This window comes from Brevundimonas diminuta, from assembly GCF_050310045.1.
In the GTDB taxonomy this organism is placed as follows: domain Bacteria; phylum Pseudomonadota; class Alphaproteobacteria; order Caulobacterales; family Caulobacteraceae; genus Brevundimonas; species Brevundimonas diminuta_F.
Genome location: NZ_CP190005.1, coordinates 300,833 through 320,025 on the forward strand (window position 1 = coordinate 300,833; position 19,193 = coordinate 320,025).

At 66.3% G+C, this 19,193-nt stretch carries 18 protein-coding genes; 11 read left to right on the plus strand and 7 right to left on the minus strand.

Annotated features, from left to right (window positions below; genetic code table 11):
• Positions 1-71 precede the first annotated feature (71 nt).
• The 3 genes from ACORJG_RS01465 to rfbA are packed head-to-tail and all read left to right on the plus strand — an operon-like array spanning position 72 to position 4,011.
• On the plus strand, positions 72-2,249 hold the full coding sequence (locus tag ACORJG_RS01465) for a glycosyltransferase (RefSeq protein WP_427791000.1): 2,178 nt from the start codon (positions 72-74) through the stop codon (positions 2,247-2,249).
• On the plus strand, positions 2,249-3,133 hold the full coding sequence (rfbD, locus tag ACORJG_RS01470) for a dTDP-4-dehydrorhamnose reductase (protein WP_427791002.1): 885 nt from the start codon (positions 2,249-2,251) through the stop codon (positions 3,131-3,133). The genes ACORJG_RS01465 and rfbD overlap by 1 nt, the downstream gene beginning before the upstream one ends.
• The gene (gene rfbA, locus ACORJG_RS01475; protein WP_427791003.1) at positions 3,133-4,011 is read left to right on the plus strand and encodes a glucose-1-phosphate thymidylyltransferase RfbA; all 879 of its coding nucleotides are present in this window, start codon (positions 3,133-3,135) and stop codon (positions 4,009-4,011) included. The genes rfbD and rfbA overlap by 1 nt, the downstream gene beginning before the upstream one ends.
• A 25-nt stretch (positions 4,012-4,036) precedes the next feature.
• Here the strand turns inward: rfbA and ACORJG_RS01480 are convergent, their stop codons facing one another.
• Positions 4,037-4,771 (minus strand): sulfotransferase domain-containing protein, encoded by a 735-nt coding sequence (locus ACORJG_RS01480; protein ID WP_427791005.1) that lies wholly within the window; start codon positions 4,769-4,771, stop codon positions 4,037-4,039.
• Between the two features lie 433 nt (positions 4,772-5,204).
• Here ACORJG_RS01480 and ACORJG_RS01485 point away from each other — a divergent pair, with 433 nt between their 5' ends.
• The 6 genes from ACORJG_RS01485 to ACORJG_RS01510 all read left to right on the plus strand — a co-directional run bounded on the left by ACORJG_RS01485 (position 5,205) and on the right by ACORJG_RS01510 (position 11,845).
• Positions 5,205-6,674: a hypothetical protein gene (locus tag ACORJG_RS01485; RefSeq protein ID WP_427791006.1), complete on the plus strand. Its 1,470-nt coding sequence runs from the start codon at positions 5,205-5,207 to the stop codon at positions 6,672-6,674.
• A gap of 168 nt (positions 6,675-6,842) precedes the next feature.
• A complete protein-coding gene (locus ACORJG_RS01490; protein ID WP_427791008.1) occupies positions 6,843-8,627 on the plus strand; it encodes a GspE/PulE family protein in 1,785 nt (594 codons plus the stop codon).
• Positions 8,624-9,304, plus strand: coding sequence for a hypothetical protein (locus ACORJG_RS01495; RefSeq protein WP_427791010.1), 681 nt, complete (start codon positions 8,624-8,626; stop codon positions 9,302-9,304). The genes ACORJG_RS01490 and ACORJG_RS01495 overlap by 4 nt, the downstream gene beginning before the upstream one ends.
• Positions 9,301-10,215 (plus strand): glycosyltransferase family 2 protein, encoded by a 915-nt coding sequence (locus tag ACORJG_RS01500; protein WP_427791012.1) that lies wholly within the window; start codon positions 9,301-9,303, stop codon positions 10,213-10,215. The genes ACORJG_RS01495 and ACORJG_RS01500 overlap by 4 nt, the downstream gene beginning before the upstream one ends.
• A complete protein-coding gene (locus ACORJG_RS01505; protein ID WP_427791014.1) occupies positions 10,212-11,420 on the plus strand; it encodes a type II secretion system F family protein in 1,209 nt (402 codons plus the stop codon). The genes ACORJG_RS01500 and ACORJG_RS01505 overlap by 4 nt, the downstream gene beginning before the upstream one ends.
• Positions 11,420-11,845, plus strand: a complete 426-nt coding sequence (locus ACORJG_RS01510; RefSeq protein ID WP_427791016.1) for a PulJ/GspJ family protein — start codon at positions 11,420-11,422, stop codon at positions 11,843-11,845. The genes ACORJG_RS01505 and ACORJG_RS01510 overlap by 1 nt, the downstream gene beginning before the upstream one ends.
• A gap of 4 nt (positions 11,846-11,849) precedes the next feature.
• Here the strand turns inward: ACORJG_RS01510 and ACORJG_RS01515 are convergent, their stop codons facing one another.
• From ACORJG_RS01515 to ACORJG_RS01525, 3 genes are read right to left on the minus strand one after another with little or no spacing between them, the layout of a single operon-like run.
• Positions 11,850-14,210 carry a secretin N-terminal domain-containing protein gene (locus ACORJG_RS01515; RefSeq protein WP_427791017.1) on the minus strand — a complete coding sequence of 787 codons (2,361 nt, stop codon included), beginning with the start codon at positions 14,208-14,210 and terminating at the stop codon, positions 11,850-11,852.
• Positions 14,211-14,227: 17 nt separating this feature from the next.
• Positions 14,228-14,695, minus strand: a complete 468-nt coding sequence (locus ACORJG_RS01520; protein ID WP_427791018.1) for a hypothetical protein — start codon at positions 14,693-14,695, stop codon at positions 14,228-14,230.
• Positions 14,692-15,348, minus strand: coding sequence for a hypothetical protein (locus ACORJG_RS01525; protein ID WP_427791019.1), 657 nt, complete (start codon positions 15,346-15,348; stop codon positions 14,692-14,694). Before ACORJG_RS01525 ends, ACORJG_RS01520 begins: the two co-directional genes overlap by 4 nt.
• A 122-nt stretch (positions 15,349-15,470) precedes the next feature.
• Between ACORJG_RS01525 and gspG the strand changes: the two genes are divergently transcribed.
• Both gspG and ACORJG_RS01535 read left to right on the plus strand, forming a co-directional pair.
• Positions 15,471-15,995, plus strand: a complete 525-nt coding sequence (gspG, locus tag ACORJG_RS01530) for a type II secretion system major pseudopilin GspG (protein ID WP_427791021.1) — start codon at positions 15,471-15,473, stop codon at positions 15,993-15,995.
• Positions 15,970-16,461, plus strand: a complete 492-nt coding sequence (locus ACORJG_RS01535; protein ID WP_427791023.1) for a pilus assembly FimT family protein — start codon at positions 15,970-15,972, stop codon at positions 16,459-16,461. Before gspG ends, ACORJG_RS01535 begins: the two co-directional genes overlap by 26 nt.
• Here ACORJG_RS01535 and ACORJG_RS01540 read toward each other — a convergent pair.
• The 3 genes from ACORJG_RS01540 to ACORJG_RS01550 are packed head-to-tail and all read right to left on the minus strand — an operon-like array spanning position 16,458 to position 19,156.
• The gene (locus tag ACORJG_RS01540; protein WP_427791025.1) at positions 16,458-17,540 is read right to left on the minus strand and encodes a hypothetical protein; all 1,083 of its coding nucleotides are present in this window, start codon (positions 17,538-17,540) and stop codon (positions 16,458-16,460) included. The two genes, ACORJG_RS01535 and ACORJG_RS01540, sit on opposite strands and share 4 nt — an antisense overlap.
• A complete protein-coding gene (locus ACORJG_RS01545) occupies positions 17,509-18,552 on the minus strand; it encodes a hypothetical protein (RefSeq protein ID WP_427791027.1) in 1,044 nt (347 codons plus the stop codon). The genes ACORJG_RS01540 and ACORJG_RS01545 overlap by 32 nt, the downstream gene beginning before the upstream one ends.
• A complete protein-coding gene (locus ACORJG_RS01550; protein WP_427791028.1) occupies positions 18,539-19,156 on the minus strand; it encodes a type II secretion system protein in 618 nt (205 codons plus the stop codon). Before ACORJG_RS01550 ends, ACORJG_RS01545 begins: the two co-directional genes overlap by 14 nt.
• Positions 19,157-19,193: the final 37 nt, after the last annotated feature.

Here is a 19,193-nt window from a genome sequence, read left to right on the forward strand (position 1 = left end):
GTTTCCCGCTTTCGGACGCCGGGAAGGCGGAGGTTGAACAGGCGCCGTCGTGGACCTGTCTGTACTGGCTTTTGTTCCGGGACAGGGAATTCCAGAAAGTCGTTCCTTTTCCTGAGAATCTGAAAGCCCTTGAAGCCTGGGCGGCTGTCGACGGAGCTGTCGAGGAGGTCGACGGCCAGACCATTCGCGGCTGGGCGGTCAGGCCCGGTCAGCCGGACAGTCATGTGCTGGTTGAAGCCTGGGCGGACGGCGTGTTTTGCGGCTCCGCCGGGACGGGGCATTTCCGCAGGGATATACAGGCGCGCTTCGGCGGAGAAGGGCTGGCCGGCTTCGCCCTGAAAACCCTGCCCGCGCCGAAGGGCCGGGGTCAGTCGCTGGAAGTCGAACTGCGCGTAGACGGCGTCGTCATCGGGCGCGCCGTGCTGCCGCGCGACGAACTGGCGCTTGACGGCATGGCGGCCGCAGCCAGGGAACTGGCGGAAATCCGCACCCTGGTCATGCGGTTGGAGGCGCGCATGCCATGGGTGGAGGCAGGGCTGGCCCAGCCTCTGTCGAATTATGAAGCCTATGCGGCGAGTTGGCGGGATACGGGGCTGGATGCGCCGCTGTCGTCTCTGCGCAGCCTGGCGGTGGTTGACGCATGGGGCGCCTCAGGGCGTGAACTGGACGAGACGCTGCGCAGCCTGCTGGCCCAGACCGTGACGCCGGAAAGCCTGTCTGTGGCCCTCGTCGTCAGTGAGGAGCAGGCCGCTCTGGCAGGGGATCTGCGCAATCGTTGCGCATGGCAGGGGCTGACAGGCGTTTCCGTTCATGTCGTGGCGGAAACTTCGGCGGTCAGGCGGCTGACGACAGCCGTGGAGCAGGTCGGCGAGCGCGGCGATGTCTGTCTGCTGCTCCGGGCCGGAGATGAACTGGCGCCGGGCGCCCTGCGCCGCATCAACGCGCGCATGGATCGCAGCGCGCGGGTCCAGGCCGTCTATTTTGATGAAGACCGCTTTCTGGAAGGGGAGCAGGAAAAGGATCCTGACCTGCGTCGTCGCACGGATCCCCGTCTCAAGCCGGGCTTCGACCGGGACCTGCTTCTGCAGACGCCCTATGTCGGGGGGTGCGCGGCGTTCCGCACGGCGGTCCTGCGCGAGCATGGCCTTGATGAAGCAGCGGGAGAGGACTTCGTTGCTGAACTGATGCTGCGTCTCAGCGCGGCGGGCGGCGACATCGACCACGTGGGTCGGGTGCTGCTGACCCGTTGGCATCAGGCGGTGGATGCGTCCAGCTGGCGACGGGCGGTAGAGGCGCACGTCCGGGCCGAAGGGGCTGAGGTTCTTCCGTATGAAGACGAACTGGGCGCCCGGGCGCCCGGCGCCGTGCGGGTGCGGCGTCGTGCGGAGCCGGTCAGGGCCTGCATCATCATCGCGACCCGTGATGCGCTCGATCTTCTGCAGCCATGTATCGACAGCATTCTGGCGACCCGGACGGCCAATGTCACATCCTCTGAATTGCTGATCATCGACCATCAGAGCGAGGCGCCGGAAACCCGCGCCTATCTGAAGGGGCTGGAGATTTCCGGCCAGGCGCGAATTCTGCCGTATGAGGGCGAGTTCAACTGGGCGCTGATGAACAATCTCGCTGCGGATGCGACAGAGGCGGATGTCCTGGTCTTCCTCAACAACGATACGGTGGTGCGGACACGCGACTGGCTGGATGAACTGGTCAGCCAGGCCCAGCGTCCCGATGTCGGCGTCGTCGGCTGCCGCCTTCTGTATGAGGACGGCACGATTCAGCATGCCGGCTTCGTCGCACGCGAAGAGGTTTACTCCTTCCTGATCCATGACGGCGTGGGAGACAGCGGCGCCGACGCGGGCTATCTGGGCCGCAACGCCCTGCTGCATGCCTGTGTGGCCGTTACGGGAGCCTGCATCGCCGTCAGGGCGGATGTCTTCCGCACCCTGGGCGGTTTTGATTCCGCCAGCTTCCCGGTCGAGGGCAACGACGTCGACCTGTGCATGCGCGCCCAGGCTCATGGCCTGAAGGTCCTCTATGACCCCTGGGCGACGCTGTATCACCTGGAGTCCAGGTCCCGGGGTTTCAACCTCGATGACGCGCAGCAGGCCCGGGCTGGCGAAGCCTCGCGTCTCCTGTGGAGCCGCTGGGGCGAACGGTTCAGCCGCGACCCCGGCTTCAACCCGCATTTCGACCGGTTGTCGCGACCCTTTTCCAGACTTCGCCCGCCGCCGCCCTGGGCGGGTTGATGCAGGGACCTGTCCTCATCCTCGGCGCCGACGGCCAGGTCGGCCGCGCGACGCTCGCCGCTTTCAGGGAGGCGGGGCGGCTCGTCACGGGTCTGGGGCGAACCGGACTGGACATCACGGACGCCGCTTCGCTTGAAGACGCCTTCGCCCGCCTGCGGCCTGCGGTGGTGATCAATGCGGCGGCGTGGACGGCTGTGGACGCCGCCGAGGCGGCCCCTGGTCAGGCCCTGGCCGTCAACGGTCGCGCGCCCCGCCTGATCGCCGCCGCCGCGCTGCGTTGGGATGCCGCCCTGATCCACCTGTCGACGGACTATGTATTCGATGGTCGCAAGGGCGCCCCCTATAGGGAGGGCGACCCGACCGCCCCCCTGTCCGCCTATGGCCGCAGCAAGCTGGCCGGAGAGGCTGCGGTTCTGGAATCGGGCGTGCGCGGCCTGGTCGTGCGGACGTCATGGCTGTTGTCCGCCGACGGCTTTGTCGGCGCGATCCTGTCGCGCGCGCGGGCGGCCGAACCGCTCAGGGTCGTCATGGACCAGCATGGCCGCCCCACCCTGGCGGATGACCTGGCCCGGGCCCTGCGCGACCTGAGCGGCTCCGGGCGGCTTCCCGCCCCGGCGCGGCTGTATCATTACGCCGGAGCGGAGGATGCGACCTGGCTCGAATTGGCCGACGCCCTGACGGCCGAGTGGAGCGCGCGCGCCGGCGTCGCCCGGCCGCCCCTGACCGGCATCGCTTCCGGAGACTGGCCGGTCCCGGCGCCGCGCCCGGCGGATTCCCGTCTGGACAGTCGTCGCATCGTGTCTGATTTCGGCCTGACCCTCCATGACTGGCGCGCCGCCGTTCCGGATCTGGTCGAGGCCTGGCTGCAAGGAGAGCCGCGCTGATGAAGGGCATCATCCTGGCCGGAGGGACCGGCTCTCGCCTGCATCCCATGACCACGGCTGTCTCCAAGCAGCTGATGCCGGTCTATGACAAGCCGCTGGTCTACTACCCGCTGACGACTCTGATGCTGGCGGGAATCCGCGAGATCCTGATCATCACCACCCCGCGGGACCAGGCCGCGTTTCAGACGCAACTCGGCGATGGCGGCCAGTGGGGCCTCAGCCTGACTTTCGCCGTCCAGGACGAGCCGCGCGGTCTGGCCGACGCCTACCGCCTCGGCGCCGGTTTCGTCGACGGCGGCCCTTCGGCCCTGATCCTGGGCGACAACATCTTCCATGGCGAGGGCGCGGGCCGGGTGTTCGCCCGGGCCGCCGCCCCCCTGGCGTCGGGCGCAGGCGCCCGGATCTTCGCCTATCATGTCGCCGATCCCGCGCGTTACGGCGTGGTCGAGATGGACGCGGAGGGCCGCGCTCTGTCGATTGAGGAAAAGCCCCTGCGCCCCCGCTCGTCCTGGGCGGTGACCGGTCTCTACTTCTATGACGGCCGCGCGTCCGAAATCGCGGCGGCGCTGCGCCCGTCCGCGCGCGGCGAGCTTGAGATCACCGACCTGAACCGCGTCTATCTCGAACAGGGCCTTCTGGAGGTAGAGCGCCTAGGCCGGGGCTTCGCCTGGCTGGACACGGGCACGCCCGACAGCCTGCACGACGCGGCCGCTTTCGTCCGCACCCTGGAACAGCGCCAGGGTTTCAAGATCGCCTGCCCCGAAGAAGTCGCCTGGCGCATGGGCTGGATCGACGCGGTTCAGCTGGCCCGCCTGGCGGAAGATTACGGAAGCGCCGATTACGGACGGTATCTGCGCGGGGTACTGGATCAGGGGTGATCAGGGCTGTCGCCCGGGCGACAGATCAGCCCAGGCGCAGACCGGTCATGCGTTCGAATCTGTCCTGATCCGTCCTGTACAGCTCTTTCAGATACAGCCTGTCTTCCGTGGAAAACGCCTCCTCATGGTCGGCTGCCGAGACATTGACCCGTTCAGGCGTCACAGGCGCCATTCGTGAGACGCCCAGAAAGTCCGTCACCTTCGCCAGGGCGTTATCGGGCCTTGTATCCAATTCGCCCTGATCCAGGAAAAGCATCTGCCTGTGGGCAAAAAGCTTGGATAGTTCCTCGATCTGCCGGGCGTAAAAACCGCGTTCGACATAGCTGTGCAGGCGGGACAGCCCCATCGGCCCGTCCTGATCCAGCGCTCGCATCCGCCCTTCGCGTACGGCTCGGGAAAAAGGCAGGCTGTCCTGGCCCCGGCTCCGGATCATCTTCCAGTGCGACCATGCCCGTTCGGCAGGATCGCGGAAGAGCAGGATGAATTTCATGTCGGGGTTATATGTCAGCACGCGATAATGGGCGGGCGTCCAGTACAGGGTGACGGGCGTGGCCTCTCCATGAAGCCGTTCATCGTGCCGATAATGTCCATGCAGCAGGTCGTAGTCGGGACTGCGCCAGTTCACGCCTGATTCGCGGTCGAAGAAATGGGTTTCCTTGGGGGCGGCCATTTCGATTTCAGGGTGTTGGCGCAGATAGGCGTCCAGGGCGGATGTGCCGCATTTCTGAACTCCCGCGATCAGGAATTGGACATAAGCCACTGCGCCCTCCCGGCCTGGCTGAAATCGGGCGCGCCTTTTAAAGGCTTCATATCCTCACGGATAGGGCCAACGATCATCGAATGACTGAAATATGTCAAAAAACGTCAATACTTATTTAAAATATCAGATTTCATCGATCGTTATTCGGCGCAAGCTTTACTGTCAAGATGCTGGGCGCGGGCGCTTTTTCGCAGATGCTGTCTCTGGCCATTCCTTTTGATTCGTTCTTAAATCCCTATAAAATACGAAAATTTATCGCACTGATGAACGTTGGTTTCGTTTTTTATCGTCTTGACCGTCGAAATCTGACTGTTGTAGAACGACGCTTGCCGTGGGCGCAGCCATATTCCTCAGGGATGTGAACTGTGGCCGAAAGGCGTTCATTCGTTGGCTCGTCCACATCAATCTTTCTCTCTGGGGGATGAAAATCCACATGACTAAGAAGCTTTTCCTTGCGGCCGCTTCGGTCGCCGCCCTGGCCTTCGCGGGCGCCGCCAACGCTGGCGACATTTCGGGCTATTTCGCCGCCAGTGCTGGTACGCCGGGCGCGACTCCTGCTGCCGCCAACGATAAGTTTGCTGGCGCGGTTACGGGAACTCCGGCCTCGTCTTATCTGATGGTCTCCGAGCTGAAGGTCAGCTCTGCAACCCCGAACAGCGGCTGGATGCACACGCAGGTCGAACTGGATACGCCGATCGTTGTCGGCTCCGGCAGCGCGTCGCGTGATTATCTTGTCGCCTTCACGATCGGCGGTGCGGTCGTCAAGAGCACCGGGCTGGCTCTTAACGTGAAAGACGCTAGCGGTTGGGCGGCTGCCAATGCTGCGACTCTGGTCAGCAATCAGAACGGCGTGGTGACCTACCTTGTATCGGTTTCCGCCGGGGATACCGCTGAAGCCTTTGAACTGGTCGCCAATGTCGAGCAGTCCGCCCAGGCGCCGATCACTGTCTCCAGCACCGTGACGGCCGTCATCGGCGGAACGAACGTTCTGGTGGACGATTCTTCGGCCATCGTGGCCGCCAAGTATCAATCCTTCTTCGCCCCGCTGTCGGTCAAGGCTGAGACCCTTGAGGCCAAGCTGGCTGTCTCGCCTGCGACGGATGACTATGTCCTGGTGGGTTCGGTTGGCAACCCGGGTGCGACTTCGGGTACGCTGGCGACGGACTTCAAGGTTTCCGGCGCCAACGTTATCGGCGAATATAATGCTGACCTTAAGGGTGCTGACTTTGCTCTTACCGCGCTGGATGGCGGCACTCTGACTGTCAAGGGCCCGCGTATCAGTGATGCGATCAAGGTGTCGTTCGGTCTTGGTACGGCGGTGACCACTCCGGCTCCGGCTGCCAACACTGCGGTCTTCTCTCTGGATCCTGCGCAGAGCCAAGCCTTTGCTGCCGGCACCACCGATCTGACCATCACCAATGCTGCTGGTGATGAAGAGTTCGCTGCCGGCGATTACACGGTGACCTGGGCGCCCAAGACCACATCGACGTACACGGCGCCTGCAGCTTCGACGGTTGCTGCCGGTACGATCGTTCTGGAAGGCACCAACTTCACGGCGCCTTGGGTTTCGGGCACCGGCCTCGCGGATAGCGTGATCCGCGTCAGCAACAGCAACGGCGCCGATTCTGCTCCGGTGACGGTGCGCATGATCAGCGGCACCAAGGTGGTGAATGGTCAGCCTCAGACCTTCACCAGCACGGCTGCTCCGCTGGTGCTCGGCTCGGTTCCGGCTGGCGGCGATCTGCAGATCAGGAGCGATCAACTGGTGACCCACTTCGGCCAGTTCACGCGCGGCGACTTCCGCATCACCATCAACCAGGACCAAACCGGCCTGGTCGCCAAGATGCGCTCGACGCGCAAGGACAGCAACCAGACCTTCGAGCAGTCGCTGGCTGCCAACTAAGTCCAGACAGTCGTCTGAACTGGGGAAGGGAGGGCCTTGCGCCCTCCCTTTTCTTTTGTCTGAAGAGGCGTGCATGCGGCGCTGGACGCGATTTCACGGGTCGCTGTCTTTTGATGGTTCTGTCCGGTGGACCTTGTTCGCTTCCCTCGCTACAGCGGACAGGTGACCGTGAACGCTCCTACCGTGAACCTTGATCGCGCCGGCGTCGTTCCGGCCTCGTCGCCGGGCCGTCAGCGTCTGGGCGAACTGTTGGTCGCGCGCGGCCTGGTCCGTCCCGCCGATGTCGCCAACGCCCTGTCTCTACAGACCCAGAACGGCGGCCTGATCGGTCTGAATCTGGTGCGCCTCGGCGCCCTGTCCGAAGCCCAGCTTCTGGATGTCCTGTCCGAACAGCTGGACCTGCCCGTTCTGGCGCCAGAGGCCGCGCCGGCGCCTGACCTCATATCTGCATTCCTGGACGAAATCGGTTCGCCTCTGGCCTGGTGGGCCGAGCATGAGGCCGTCGCCTGGCGCGAGACGTCTCCCGAAGAAGACGGCGGCGAGACACGCCTCCTGTGCGCTGCCGTCCAGCCGCTGGACCCGGCGCTGGCCGAGCGCATCGCACAATCCCGGACGTCGCAGGCGACCGCCGAACCCGTCGCCTTCTTCCTGGCCCAGCGCTCCCTGATCGAGGCCCTGACCGAGGACCTGAGCCGCGATCACGCCCCGGCGCTGGACGTTGCGCTCGGCGGTGCGGGCGCTGACGCCGCCCGTCTGCGTGAACTGGCGCAGGAAGCGCCGGTCATCGACTTCGTCAACGCCGTCTTTGCGGAAGCGCTGACCCGCCGCGCTTCGGACGTCCACGTTGAACCCTATGAGGACCGGTTCCTGGTGCGGATGCGCATCGACGGGGTGCTGACCACGGCCCGCAGCGCTCCGCGCTCAAACTTCGACGCCGTCTGCTCGCGCATCAAACTGCTCAGCGGCATGGACATCGGCGAGCGCCGCCTGCCGCAGGACGGCCGCCAGTCGATCCGTGTTTCGGGCCAGGAGGTCGACCTGCGCGTTTCGACACTGCCGTGTTCGTGGGGCGAATCCATCGTTCTGCGTCTGCTGGGCAAGACCAGCCGCCTGCCGCAACTGTCCGAACTGGGCGTCAGCGCGGCTCAGGAAGCCGGTTTCCTGCGCCTGGCCGAACACCCCAACGGGGTCTTCCTGATCACGGGTCCGACAGGGTCGGGCAAGACCACCACCATCTATCGCCTGTTGACCCACCTGAACGACGGCGAGCGCAAGATCATCACGGTCGAGGATCCTGTCGAACTGGACCTTCCCGGCGTGATCCAGGTGCGGGTCCGTTCCGAGATCGGCCTGACATTCGCCGCGGGCCTGCGCTCCATCCTGCGTCAGGACCCGGACGTCATCATGATCGGCGAAATCCGTGACCCCGAGACGGCGCGCATCGCCGTCCAGGCCGCCCTGACCGGACATATGGTCATCTCGACCGTCCACACCAACACCGCCCTGGCGGCCATTCCGCGCCTGCTCGACCTGGGTATTGAGGACTATCTTCTGGCCGATGTCATGCGCGGCGTGGCGGGCCAGCGTCTGATCCGGCGTCTGTGCGAGGACTGCGCACGCCCATCGACGCCCGCCGAGGCCGCCCTCCACGAGCAGGCGCTGCCGGCGCACCTGCACACGCTGACCGCCGCCGACGATCCCCGCTGGATGGAGCCTGTCGGGTGCGCAAAGTGCGGCCAGAGCGGTTTTCGCGGCCGTCTGGGCGTCTATGAACTGGCGCCCATGTCCCCTGCCATCATTACGGGCATGCGCGCCTCGGCTGATGAAGACCAACTGACCGCCGCCGCCCGCAGCGAAGGCTTCCTCAGCTTCGCCGACGACGCCTTCCTGAAGGCTCGTCGAGGCCAGACTGCCCTGTCTGAAGTCTATCGCATCGCCGGGAGCGGCCAATGAATCCATCGCCCGTGGCCGTGATCGGCATGCATCGTTCGGGCACCTCCTGTCTGGCGGGGTGCCTTGAGGACCTGGGCCTGAGTCTGGGCGAGGTCGTCACCGCAGCGCCGCACAACAAGAAGGGCAACCGTGAGAATCCCCGTTTCTGGCCTGTGCATGACGCGGTGCTGGCGCGTGTAGGGGCCGCCTGGGACAATCCTCCGGCTGAACCTGTCGCCTGGACGCCGGACGAAAAGGCTGAGTTGAAGGCGGTGCTGGCTGACTATGACGCTCTGTCGCAGCCCTGGGGGTTCAAGGACCCCCGCGCGACGGTTCTGCTGGACGGTTGGTTCGAAGTCTTGCCAGACCTGCGTCTGATCGGCTCGATCCGCCACCCCCTTGCGGCTGCGGGCTCGCTGGCCGCGCGCAATGGTTTCCCGCTTGAGCGGGGCGTGGCGATCTGGGCGGGTTATAATCGCGCTCTGTTGCGCTGGTGGGACGCGGCGGCGTTCGACGTCATCGACTATGATGCGCCTGATTATGAAGGGCGGGTCCGCTTGGCGGCCGGGCGTCTGGGCCTGAGTGCGGATCGACCGATGCCTTTCCGCGAGGCGGAGCTCAATCACCAGAAGACGGCGGAAGACGCGCCGTCTTCTGTGTCTGATCTGTGGGCAAGGCTGCAGGAGGTCGCGGCATGAAGCCGTTGGTGTCGATCGTCATTGTCGGCTTCGACATGGCACGTGAGCTGCCGCGCACGGTTCGCTCTTTCCTGCCTCCCTATCAGCAGGGCGTGAGTCTGGCCGATGTACAGGTCATCGTCGCTGACAATGGTTCGGCTGAGCCCGTCCGGCGCGACTGGTTTCCACCGGATGCGGACGTCACGGTCGTCCGGGTCGACGACGGCGGCGTGTCGCCGTGCCGGGCGATCAATCGCGCCGCAGCGCTGGCCACGGGCGACCTGATCGGGGTTGTGATCGACGGCGCGCGCATGGCGACGCCGGGTGTGATCCGCTCGGCCCTCGAGGCCCGCCGCGTGCATCCGCGCGCCTTCATCTCGACTCTGGGCTTCCATCTTGGCCCCAAGGTGCAGCAGGTGTCGGTGACGGAGGGCTATGATCGCGAGGTAGAGGATCGTCTGCTGGAGGGCGTAGGCTGGCCTGCCGATGGCTATCGTCTTTTCGAGATCTGCGCGCTGGGCGAAAGCTATCGGGAAGGCGCCTTCGTCGCGCCGCCGGAAACCACCTTCTTCGTGATGGATCGCGGTCGGTTCGAAGCCCTGGGCGGGTTTGAAGAGCGGTTCGAGGCTCTGGGCGGCGGCTTCGCCAACTATGACTTTTTCGAGCGCGCAGTCGAAGAGAAGGATGCGCCTCTGGTGATGCTTATCGGGGAAGGAACCTTCCACCAGCTTCACTATGGCGCCACCACCCAGGCTGGCGGCATCCGCCGCACGGTTCTGAGCGAAAATCGGACGCTGGGCGATGTGTATGCCGAGGAGTACGCAGCCATTCGCGGTCACCCCTATCAGCGCAGTCAGCCCCAACCGGTTCTGATCGGGCGAATTACGCACCCGGCTGTCCGGCGTCTCTTCTTTCCGCCTTCAGATCAATGACGGATCAACTGACGTTTCAGTATGAGGCCGCTGGTCGGGACGGGCGGATGGTCAAGGGCATGATCGGGGCCGCCGATGAGGCTCTGGCCATGCGGCGTCTGGCGGCGGACGGCCTGACGGTCGTGCGCATACGTCCCGCCGCCGCGCCCAAGGCCGAAGGGCGCGAGCGCGGACTGAAGGCGGGTGAGCGGGTGCTGGTGCTTCGGCAGATGGCGCTGATGCTGGAGGCCGGCGTCTCCCTGCTGGAAGCGCTGGATACGGTCGCGCAGGGCATGCAGGCGCGCAAGGGTCGCCGCCAGTTTCAGGCCGCGATCGCGGCCTTGAGGCGTGGGGAATCCTTTGGCGATGCGCTGGAGGAGCATGCCCCCGGTTTTCCCGACTATGTCTACGCCATGGCCCGCGTCGGCGAGGCGTCGGGCCGCATCGCCGAGGTGCTGAAGGAGGCCGCCGAACAGATGGCCTATGAGGATCGCCTGCAGCGCGACTTCGCCAACGCCATGACCTATCCGGCCTTTCTGTGCTTCGCCGGCGTGGCGGCGATCGGCTTCATCTTCACGCAGGTGGTGCCGCGTTTCGGCGCCATGATCGGCGAGGACCGCGAGAATGTTCCCGCCATGTCGCGCTGGGTGCTGGAGACGGGCGAGTTCGCAAACGCCAATCTCGGTCTGGTGGGCGTCGCAGCGTCAGTCCTGATTGCGGCCATCTTTTTGATCGTCTCCAACCAGGCGATCCGTGAACGCGCCTATACCGTCGCCCACGGACTGCCGGTCGTCGGCCCGGTGATCCGTTCACGCGAGATTGCGTCATGGGCGCGGCTGACGGCCTTCGCCCTGAACAACGGCGTGCCGCTGTTGTCGGCGGCGGCGCTGGCGCGGGCGGCGGTGCCGATCGGGCCGTTCCGTCAGGGGCTGGACCTGCTGGACAGCGACCTGCGCGCAGGTCTGACGCTGGACGCGTCCCTTGGCGCGCACACCGGCCTTGAGGCGATGGATCTCAGCCTGTTGCGGGCCGGACAGAAGTCTGGGGCCATCGGCGCCATGTTCGGCTTCATGGCTGACAACTATGAAGCGCGTCTGCGCGACAGGATGAAGCGAATGACCTCGCTTCTGGAGCCGATGGCCATCGCCGTCATCTCCATCGTGGTCGGCTTTGTGGCCCTGTCGCTGGTTCTGGCCCTGTCGAGCGTTTACGAAGGCGTCGTCTGATGCGCGCGGCGACGGCGGCCCGGGGAGGGTTCAGCCTGATCGAGGCGCTGGTGGCGTTGGCCATCGCTTCCATGACGCTGATGGCCATCTTTGAGCTGCAGATTCAGATGGCGCGCAGCCAGCAGAGGGCATCCGAGGCGATCGAGCAGGTCGCTTCACAGGAAAACGCCCTGGCCCTGACGCGCCAGTTGAACCCCATGGCCCAGCCGCATGGCCGGATCGAACTGCCCGATGGCGACGTCATCGTCTGGGAAGCGGAGCCTAAAACCGCGCCGCGCATCAACGCAGGCTTCCCGGCGGGTGACGGCAGCTATGAGGTCCAGCTATATCGCGTCACCGTAGGCGTAGAGCGGCGCCGTGGGCGGTCGCCTGCTCCCCTGGTGTTCGACCGCGTGGGATGGCGGCGCGTGGATATGCAGGGCTGAAGTTTCAGTCCTCGCCCGAGAGGGCTTCATCCGCTTCTGCAGGCGCAGTCTCGTTGGCGGCGGTTGGCTGATCGACCGGCGCGGAACGTTGTGTTGCGTCCGAAGCTCGGCGTCGTTCAGAAGCCCGGTTGGGCGCGGGCAGATCAAAGCCGACGCCGCGCACGCCGTGGCCGATGGAGAAGGGCGTCAGCGTATAGGACCAGCCTCGGCCTGTGCGGAAGGCGGCGTTGATGTCGCTGGAGAAGGCATCCGCCATGTCCGCCATGTCTTCATCGCCGCGAATGACGTGGGGGGTGATCAGCATGACGAGTTCGGTTCGCACGCCGCTGACCTTGTTGGTCTGGAAAGCTGAGCCGATCAGGGGGATGTCCTTTACGAAAGGCACGCCAGTATTGGTTTTGGAGTAGTTGTTGCTGATCAGTCCGCCCAGAACGCCGGTCCAGCCGTCAGTGATCGAAATCTGTGTCGTGAGGCTGCGGTTCAGGATCGGTGGGCTGGCGATGGCGGAACTGGCGGATTCGCCGACTTCAGAGATTTCCTGGCTGATGGTGATGTCGACCCGGTCGCCATAGACGACGGGCTGTAGATCGAGGATCACCCCGGTCTGGCGATACTGCACGCTTTGCAGCACGTCCGTGCCGTTGTTATTGCCTGTCTGCGTGTTGACCGCGCGCTGTGAGGTGATGATCGGTACATCCTGGCCGACCTGGAAACGCGCTGTTCCGCCGCTTCGCGCCACCAACTGGGGCCTTTGCAGAATATTGACGCGGTTGTTTGATGCTTCAGCCGCCAGGCTGGCGCGGAAGTCCGGCCCCTTGAAGGAGACGACGAGTCCTCCGCCCAGCGTCATGCTTTCGGTTGAGCCGGTCAGGATGCCGTCGCCGTGACTTTCCGTTCCGAAAAGATTGACGCCGAGCGCGGTTTTGTCTGTCAGCGTCACCTCCGCGATCATGACCTCGATCACCACCTGAGGCGCCGGGGTGTCCAGCGTGTTCAGAAGGTTGCGCAACTGGGCGAATTCATTGGCGGTGCCGGTGAAGATGATGCGGTTGCCGATGGGGTCGGTCAGGACCCGACCGTTCATGAACTGCCCCTGTGCGCCGGGCCCTGCGCCCTGTCCCTGAACGCCGCCTGCAGCATTGTTCTGTGGCCGATTGTTCTCGGTCGCAGGCGGGGCGCCGGGTACGCCTACAGGCGCCTGGGCCTGCGCCATGGCCGGGCTTTGGCCCATGGCCAGTTGGCCCAGGGAGGCGGCGTCCGTATTCTTGACCTGGTAGACGAAGGTCGAGGCCTTGTCTCCGAGGGCGGCGGGCTGATCAAGCGTCTCGACCCAGTAGCGGGCGCGGTCCAGCACTTCGCGGTCGCGCGCGAAGATGAGGATCTGGTTCGCCGCCGGGAAGGACAGGATGACGATGGCGCGTCCGGCCAGGGCCTGACGCGAAACCACATAGCCCTCCGTTGTCAGCGTCTGCTCCAGCGAGGTCGCCAACTGGTCCGTATTCCAGAAGGAGGGCTCGACCCGCAGCACCTCTGTCCCGGCGAAACGCGGCTGATCCAGTTCGCGCAAGGCCCGCACGACCTGGGCGACTTCACGACCCGAGCCGGAGATGATCAGGCTGTTGGTCAGGGGGTCCGGGGTGATCCGCGCACCGCGCAGATTGGGATAGACGTCCTGCAGCAGGCTTTGCAGAGCATTGACCTCAATGGTCTGCACGCTGAAGAACTGCACCACCCGCCCGCTGGCCGAAGGGGCTGCGCGGCTCCGGTTGATGTCGGCGCCCGTCGAGGTCTCGGGCGTGGCGCCGATGGTGACGAACCCGCCGTCGATATAGACGTCGACGCCATACTGTTTCAGCGCCTGCTGGGTCAGGCTGAACAGGGCGCGCTTGCTGATGGCGCCGCCGCTGCCTCCCGCCACGACCTCTGTGCGCGAGGCGACATCGGAAGAGAGGGTGAAGGGAACCTTCAGCACGCCGCCGAAGACGGCGGCGGCGAACTGGGGAATGGGCTGGGGCGACAGGTTGGCGTCGACCGGATCGTCCGACAGCAGGGTGGCGATCTGCTCGGGCGTGGCGGGCTTGCGCGCCGCAGCAGGCGGAGGCGGCGGACCGGGAATCGTCAGGGTGGCGCTCTGGACGCGGGCGCGGCCTTCGCCGGCGGGCGGACCGCTGATCTGTCCGTCCAGGTCGTCGGACTGCGTTCGCGCGGCCGGCCGGTCGACCACGGCCTCGAACTCCGGAAAGGCGGCGCAACCGGCCAGCAGGACGAAGGGGGCGGCTGCGGCTGCGGCGCGCAGGGCCGCGCGCGGACGTCTGCAGGACGCCGGGTGCGGAAAGGCGGGACGATCCGCGGTCAGGTTCGACATGCCGTTCTCCTCGATACTCAACCGAACACCCGGACGACGCGCGTTTCGCGTCCCTTGGCCAGGGTGACGGCGTCAGCCGTGACTTGTTTGATGCGCCAGCCGTCGCCGAAAGGCGCGCCTTCGGCCAGGGCGCCGACGCCGCCGCCGTCCGTCGTGACCAGTGCGCGGCGCTGGCCTGTGGCGGCGTCGCGCTCGACACCGCGCAGGGCGGCGCGGAAAGTCTCCGCCACATCCGGCGGCGGCGGCGGAGGGGGCGGCGGAGGCGGAGGGGGGGGCGGCGGCGGCGGCGGCGGGTCTGACCGCAGGGTTTTCAGAAAGGCCACGGCCGCCACGGCGTTCTCGCCGGGGCGCATGACGGCGCCGCTGCGGGCGGCGTGTCCGCGCACGACCGAGGGGGGCTCTTCGGGACGACCGGGCCAGGTGGTTCCGCTCAGGAAGCAGAGGATCAGGATCAGCGGCGGCGCCAGCCAGAACAGCGGCCTCATGACGTCTTCTCCGCCGGGGGCGCGGCGTCCAGACGCACGGGAAAGGCCAGGCGAAGCCACAGTTTTCCGCTGGTCCATGGCGGCTCGGCGTCGCGGGCCTGGGGGCGCGGCGGGGTCAGTTCATAGCGGAAGCCGACCACGCGAAACCCTTCCGGCCATTCGCCCAGCTTATCCAGGAAGGCGAAGGTCGGGCCCCAGCGCAGGCCGGCCTGCACCTCGACTTCCAGCCACTGCGTTGGCCCAATGTCCTCCACCTTGGCGTTGGTCGTGATGCGCGGATCGGGCAGTTCGACGGCGTGGGCCGCCTGCAACAGTCGCTGTTCGATCAGGACCTGGGCGATGGCGGGATTGGCGGCCTCGAAGCCCCAGGCGTTCATGTCGTCCAGGGCCATGCGGTCGGCGGCGCCTTCGGCGATCCGGCGGGCGGCGTTGGCGGTCAGCCGTGCGGCGGACTGTTCGCCAAGGGCGTCGACATAGGCCTCGGCGCGGGCGCTGCGGGCTTCCAGGGCGGCGACGGGGGCATAGAATGCGGCGCTCAGGGCCAGCAGGGCCAGCAGGATACGCTCCCGCGCGGTCGTGCGACGCAGGCGTGCTTTCAGCGTTTCGACCGACGCGCGCGTCGAGGCGACCATGTCAGCGATGAAGCCTTGCAAGACTTGTTCCGTATCGTGCTGCGACGCGACCAGGCCGCAATTCGCATCGACCCCTCATGTCCGCTGAGCTATAGCAATCGCTAAGCGTCCATAACAGCTAAGAAATCCAGAGTGGTCGATCGATGCTTCCCAGTCTGAACCGAATCCATCGCCGTTTTTCGAGCGCCGTTGCCCCGTCGCGACAGTCGGAACGCCGTTCTGACCGACGCCGCGCCCGCGCCGGCTATTCCATGCTCGAAATTCTGGTGGTCCTGGCCATCATCGCCCTGATCGCCGCCGTGGTGGGGCCGCGTCTGTTCACGCAACTGGACAAGTCCAAGACCCAGACGGCGCGCCTGCAGATCCGTTCGCTGGAAGCGGCGCTTGAAACCATGCGCATCGACATCGGGCGCCTGCCGACCGAGCAGGAAGGCCTGGCCCTGCTGATGCAGGCCAATCCTGAACAGGCGCCGGGCTGGTCCGGCCCCTATCTGGACAAGGATCTGCCGTCGGATCCCTGGGGACGCCCCTACATCTATATCGCGCCTGCGGCGACGACGCCGGGCGCCGCGGGCGATGCGCGCGCGCGCGTCATCAGCTATGGCGCGGACGGTCAGGAAGGCGGGGAGGGCGTCAACGCCGATGTCTCGTCCGATCAGCCGCGCTGATCCTGCTTCGCCGGGCGCGCGGTTGCCGCTGCGGGCGCGGCGCAACGGCTACAGCCTGATGGAAATCCTGGTGGTGCTGGCGATTTTCGCGCTCAGCGCCGCCATCATCATGCCTTCGACCTCGCGGATGCTGGACCAGACGACGGCTCATGCGGTCTTCTTCGAATTCCAGCGTCAGGTGTCCGACCTGCGACGTGAGGCCAACCGCACCGGGGAGCCTGTCCGCGTCATCGATCCGTCCATGACTCCGGTCGAGGGCGACCGCGTGCTCGAACTGCGGACGTCATGGCGCTATACTCTGGCCCCCGCTCTGGACATCGCCGAGGGCGGCGGCTGCTCCAGCGTCAGCGCTAACCTGCTGCACCAGGACCGGGTCGTCATGACCCTGAAGACGGATGACGGCGCCTGCCGCTTCATCCGCTACCAGACTGCGGCGACGCGCGTCGGATCGGGCGGCCCCGCCTAAGGGTCCGGGCTGAGAGGCGGGGCGGCCTCCCGGACCTTCATTTCCACCACCAGTGTCCCGGACGAAGCGTCCGTGCGCGGCTGGACATCATGGAAATAGCCCGAACCTTCCAGGTCCGCGATCAGGCCGGCGATCTTGTCCAGGGCGTCATATCCGATGGTGAAGCTCAGGGTCTCCGTCCCGGCGTCCAGCGCCGTCGGCGTCAGTTCGTGCAGGGCCAGCACGCCGATGGCGGCCCCTGCGGCGCTTACAGGACTGGTCCGTTCCTCGATCTGGCGATAGGCGACCAGCTTCTTCTGGCTGGCGTCCAGGTTCAGGACGGCGGCCGCGCGCGGGGTGGCGGCGCGTATTTCGGCCGTTTCGGCCTCGACGCGGGCGGTATCGCCGGCCAGTTCATGGCCCTGTCCCGCCAGGAAGGCGGCCAGGCACAGGGCGGCGAAGGCGCCCGTTCCGCCCGCCGCCCACGCCATCTGTTCGCGGGTCATTTCGACGGGGGCCAGGGCGAAGGCTTCGCCATTGTCGAAGGACAGGGGCAGGTCGGACGGCGCTGGCGGCGTGTCGGGCGCGGGGATTCCTGCGCGTTGCAGACGCACGAACGCCGACCATGCGGCGACGTCGTGACGTTCCCGTCGCCAGGCCGAGGCGATCAGGGCCCGGTCGATCCACAACTGGGCTTCATAGCCGCTTTTCAGTCGTACGATGCGCCAGCCTTCGCCGCGCGGCTGGGTCAGGGTTTCAGGGCGGACCAGGGGGCGGGTCGGACCTTCGATCGCGGCCATCAGCGTCTCGACGCGGTCCGCGTCCCACCACCAGACGCCGAAGTCGTCGCCGGCCTTTGTCAGCGTCGAACCGGCCCGGAGATAGGGCGCGCCGAGGCGGGCGTGCAGGGCGGCGGCCTGACGACGTCTGCGTCGCGGCAGGGCGGCCGTCGCGAAAAGGCTGAAGGCGCACAGGTCGCGCGCCAGAAGCAGGACAGGGCGACGCAGCCATCGGCCCAGACGTCCGCCGGGATGGACGACGTCGACCGCGCCATCGGCGCTGAGCCGTTCAACGCGGGGCGTAAGGAAATCGAATTGCATCGGATGTGTCGGCCACGGCCCGGCGGGGGGCCTCTGTAAGTTCAGTCTGGTCGATCCAGAGCGGTTGCTCAAGACCGGTCGGGGTCAGGGTCAGGCGCGCCCGGTAGGTCCAGGCGGAACGGGTGTCATGCAGCATCAGGATCGTGACGCCCGAGGGGTAGGTGTAGAGGCGTTCGAAATCATCATAGAGCGATGCTCCGGCGATATTTCCGGCATCGATCAGGGACGTGAGAGAGTGTTGCTCGCGCGCTCGGATGAGGGCTTCGGACTGGTTTTCGGTCAGGCCGAACCAGACGGCCAGTGTGACAGGACTAGCCGTGTTCATGTTGAGCGACGAGGCTGTCGGATCGGCGGCCAGGTGCGGCCGCAGCCGCCGCCATGCCTTGGCGTCCGCCGCCTGACGCGCGCCCAGAACGGACAGCCACTCGGTCGGCCGGATCAGGCGCCGGTTCGCCGGTCCGCCGGTGTCGTAGTCGGCGCGCTCGGCGCCGTTCGGCTGTCTCAGGTCGTCATGGTCGATATAGTCCTGATAGCGGGCGATCAGCGCCTGACGCTCGCTGGGCTCGACGCCCGCAGCCTCCAGAAAGCGCTCATGCTCCTGGCCGAAAAGCTGGGCGGTGTTGATCATTCCCGCCTGGTCCTGAAGCCGCAGCACCAGCGGGCCGTCGATGTCCATCAGATAGCGACGGCTGTCGGCGATGATCTTTTCGACCGGCACGCCAGAGGCGCCGGTTGGCTCGCCCTCATAGTCGAAGTCCATGGAGCCCCGAACATCATTGATGCCGAAGCCATAGGCGCGTGTGGGTTCCGTCGCGGCCATGAAGGCCAGGGCGGCCTCGGCCGTCATGGCGCGCTGCAGGAAGCGGACGCGGGCCCGTGCCGAGGCCGCCTCCGCTGTGAGACTGGCCAGGGCCGTGATGGCGACCAGGAAGATCAGGGTCACCACGCCTGTCACCGCCAGGACGGCGGGCAGGGCGAAGCCGCGCCGAGCGGTGGAATCAGAAGTCGACATCGGGCCTCGCCCAACGGCCCGGCAATCCGCTTGAGGCCGTCTCGATCACATCGACCGACCCTGCCTTCAGGCGCACGAAAAACTGGCGGCTGCGCATGCCTTCCGTGCCTGTGGCCAGGGCGTTGGGCGTTTCAAACGTCGGTCCCCATTCCTGGCCGTTCTCTGAATAGGACAGGGCGGCCCCGGCGCCTCCGGGCAAGGTCATCAGGGTGACCGTGCGATCGCCTGCCTGGCACATCAGCGCCGGTTCACCGCCGGCGCTCAGGCTCAGCGTCAGCCGTCCGGCCCAGCCCTGGGGCGCGCAACCGGTCGCGCGCTCCATCACCACATCGGCTTCCAGGCGGTCGGGCGCGGCCAGGATGGGGCGATCGACTCCTTCCATCATCGAGGCCGGCGGGCGGACGCTGACGCTGCGGATGATGCTGCGCAGGTCGCTGATTGCGACATCGGCGTCGGCGACCGACATGGCGCGCCGGCCCAGCGAGAAGCCGGTGTCGCCCGCCTTGATCCCGATCGAAAAGATGACGGCCAACGCCATCCCGCCGATCGCCAGGACGACCAGGGCTTCAATCAGGGAAAAGCCGGAACGGCGCGCGGTCTTCATGACGGCTTCTTGATAGGGCTTTGGGGCGCGGCTGCCA

Excerpts from the sequence above, each read along its gene's own strand:
- rfbD (WP_427791002.1), top strand. The coding sequence starts at position 2,249 with ATGCAGGGACCTGTCCTCATCCTCGGCGCCGACGGCCAGGTCGGCCGC.
- rfbA (WP_427791003.1), top strand. The coding sequence starts at position 3,133 with ATGAAGGGCATCATCCTGGCCGGAGGGACCGGCTCTCGCCTGCATCCC.
- ACORJG_RS01485 (WP_427791006.1), top strand. The coding sequence starts at position 5,205 with ATGACTAAGAAGCTTTTCCTTGCGGCCGCTTCGGTCGCCGCCCTGGCC.
- ACORJG_RS01495 (WP_427791010.1), top strand. The coding sequence starts at position 8,624 with ATGAATCCATCGCCCGTGGCCGTGATCGGCATGCATCGTTCGGGCACC.
- ACORJG_RS01500 (WP_427791012.1), top strand. The coding sequence starts at position 9,301 with ATGAAGCCGTTGGTGTCGATCGTCATTGTCGGCTTCGACATGGCACGT.
- ACORJG_RS01505 (WP_427791014.1), top strand. The coding sequence starts at position 10,212 with ATGACGGATCAACTGACGTTTCAGTATGAGGCCGCTGGTCGGGACGGG.
- ACORJG_RS01510 (WP_427791016.1), top strand. The coding sequence starts at position 11,420 with ATGCGCGCGGCGACGGCGGCCCGGGGAGGGTTCAGCCTGATCGAGGCG.
- ACORJG_RS01515 (WP_427791017.1), bottom strand. The coding sequence starts at position 14,210 with ATGTCGAACCTGACCGCGGATCGTCCCGCCTTTCCGCACCCGGCGTCC.
- ACORJG_RS01520 (WP_427791018.1), bottom strand. The coding sequence starts at position 14,695 with ATGAGGCCGCTGTTCTGGCTGGCGCCGCCGCTGATCCTGATCCTCTGC.
- gspG (WP_427791021.1), top strand. The coding sequence starts at position 15,471 with ATGCTTCCCAGTCTGAACCGAATCCATCGCCGTTTTTCGAGCGCCGTT.
- ACORJG_RS01535 (WP_427791023.1), top strand. The coding sequence starts at position 15,970 with ATGTCTCGTCCGATCAGCCGCGCTGATCCTGCTTCGCCGGGCGCGCGG.
- ACORJG_RS01540 (WP_427791025.1), bottom strand. The coding sequence starts at position 17,540 with ATGCAATTCGATTTCCTTACGCCCCGCGTTGAACGGCTCAGCGCCGAT.
- ACORJG_RS01545 (WP_427791027.1), bottom strand. The coding sequence starts at position 18,552 with ATGTCGACTTCTGATTCCACCGCTCGGCGCGGCTTCGCCCTGCCCGCC.
- ACORJG_RS01550 (WP_427791028.1), bottom strand. The coding sequence starts at position 19,156 with ATGAAGACCGCGCGCCGTTCCGGCTTTTCCCTGATTGAAGCCCTGGTC.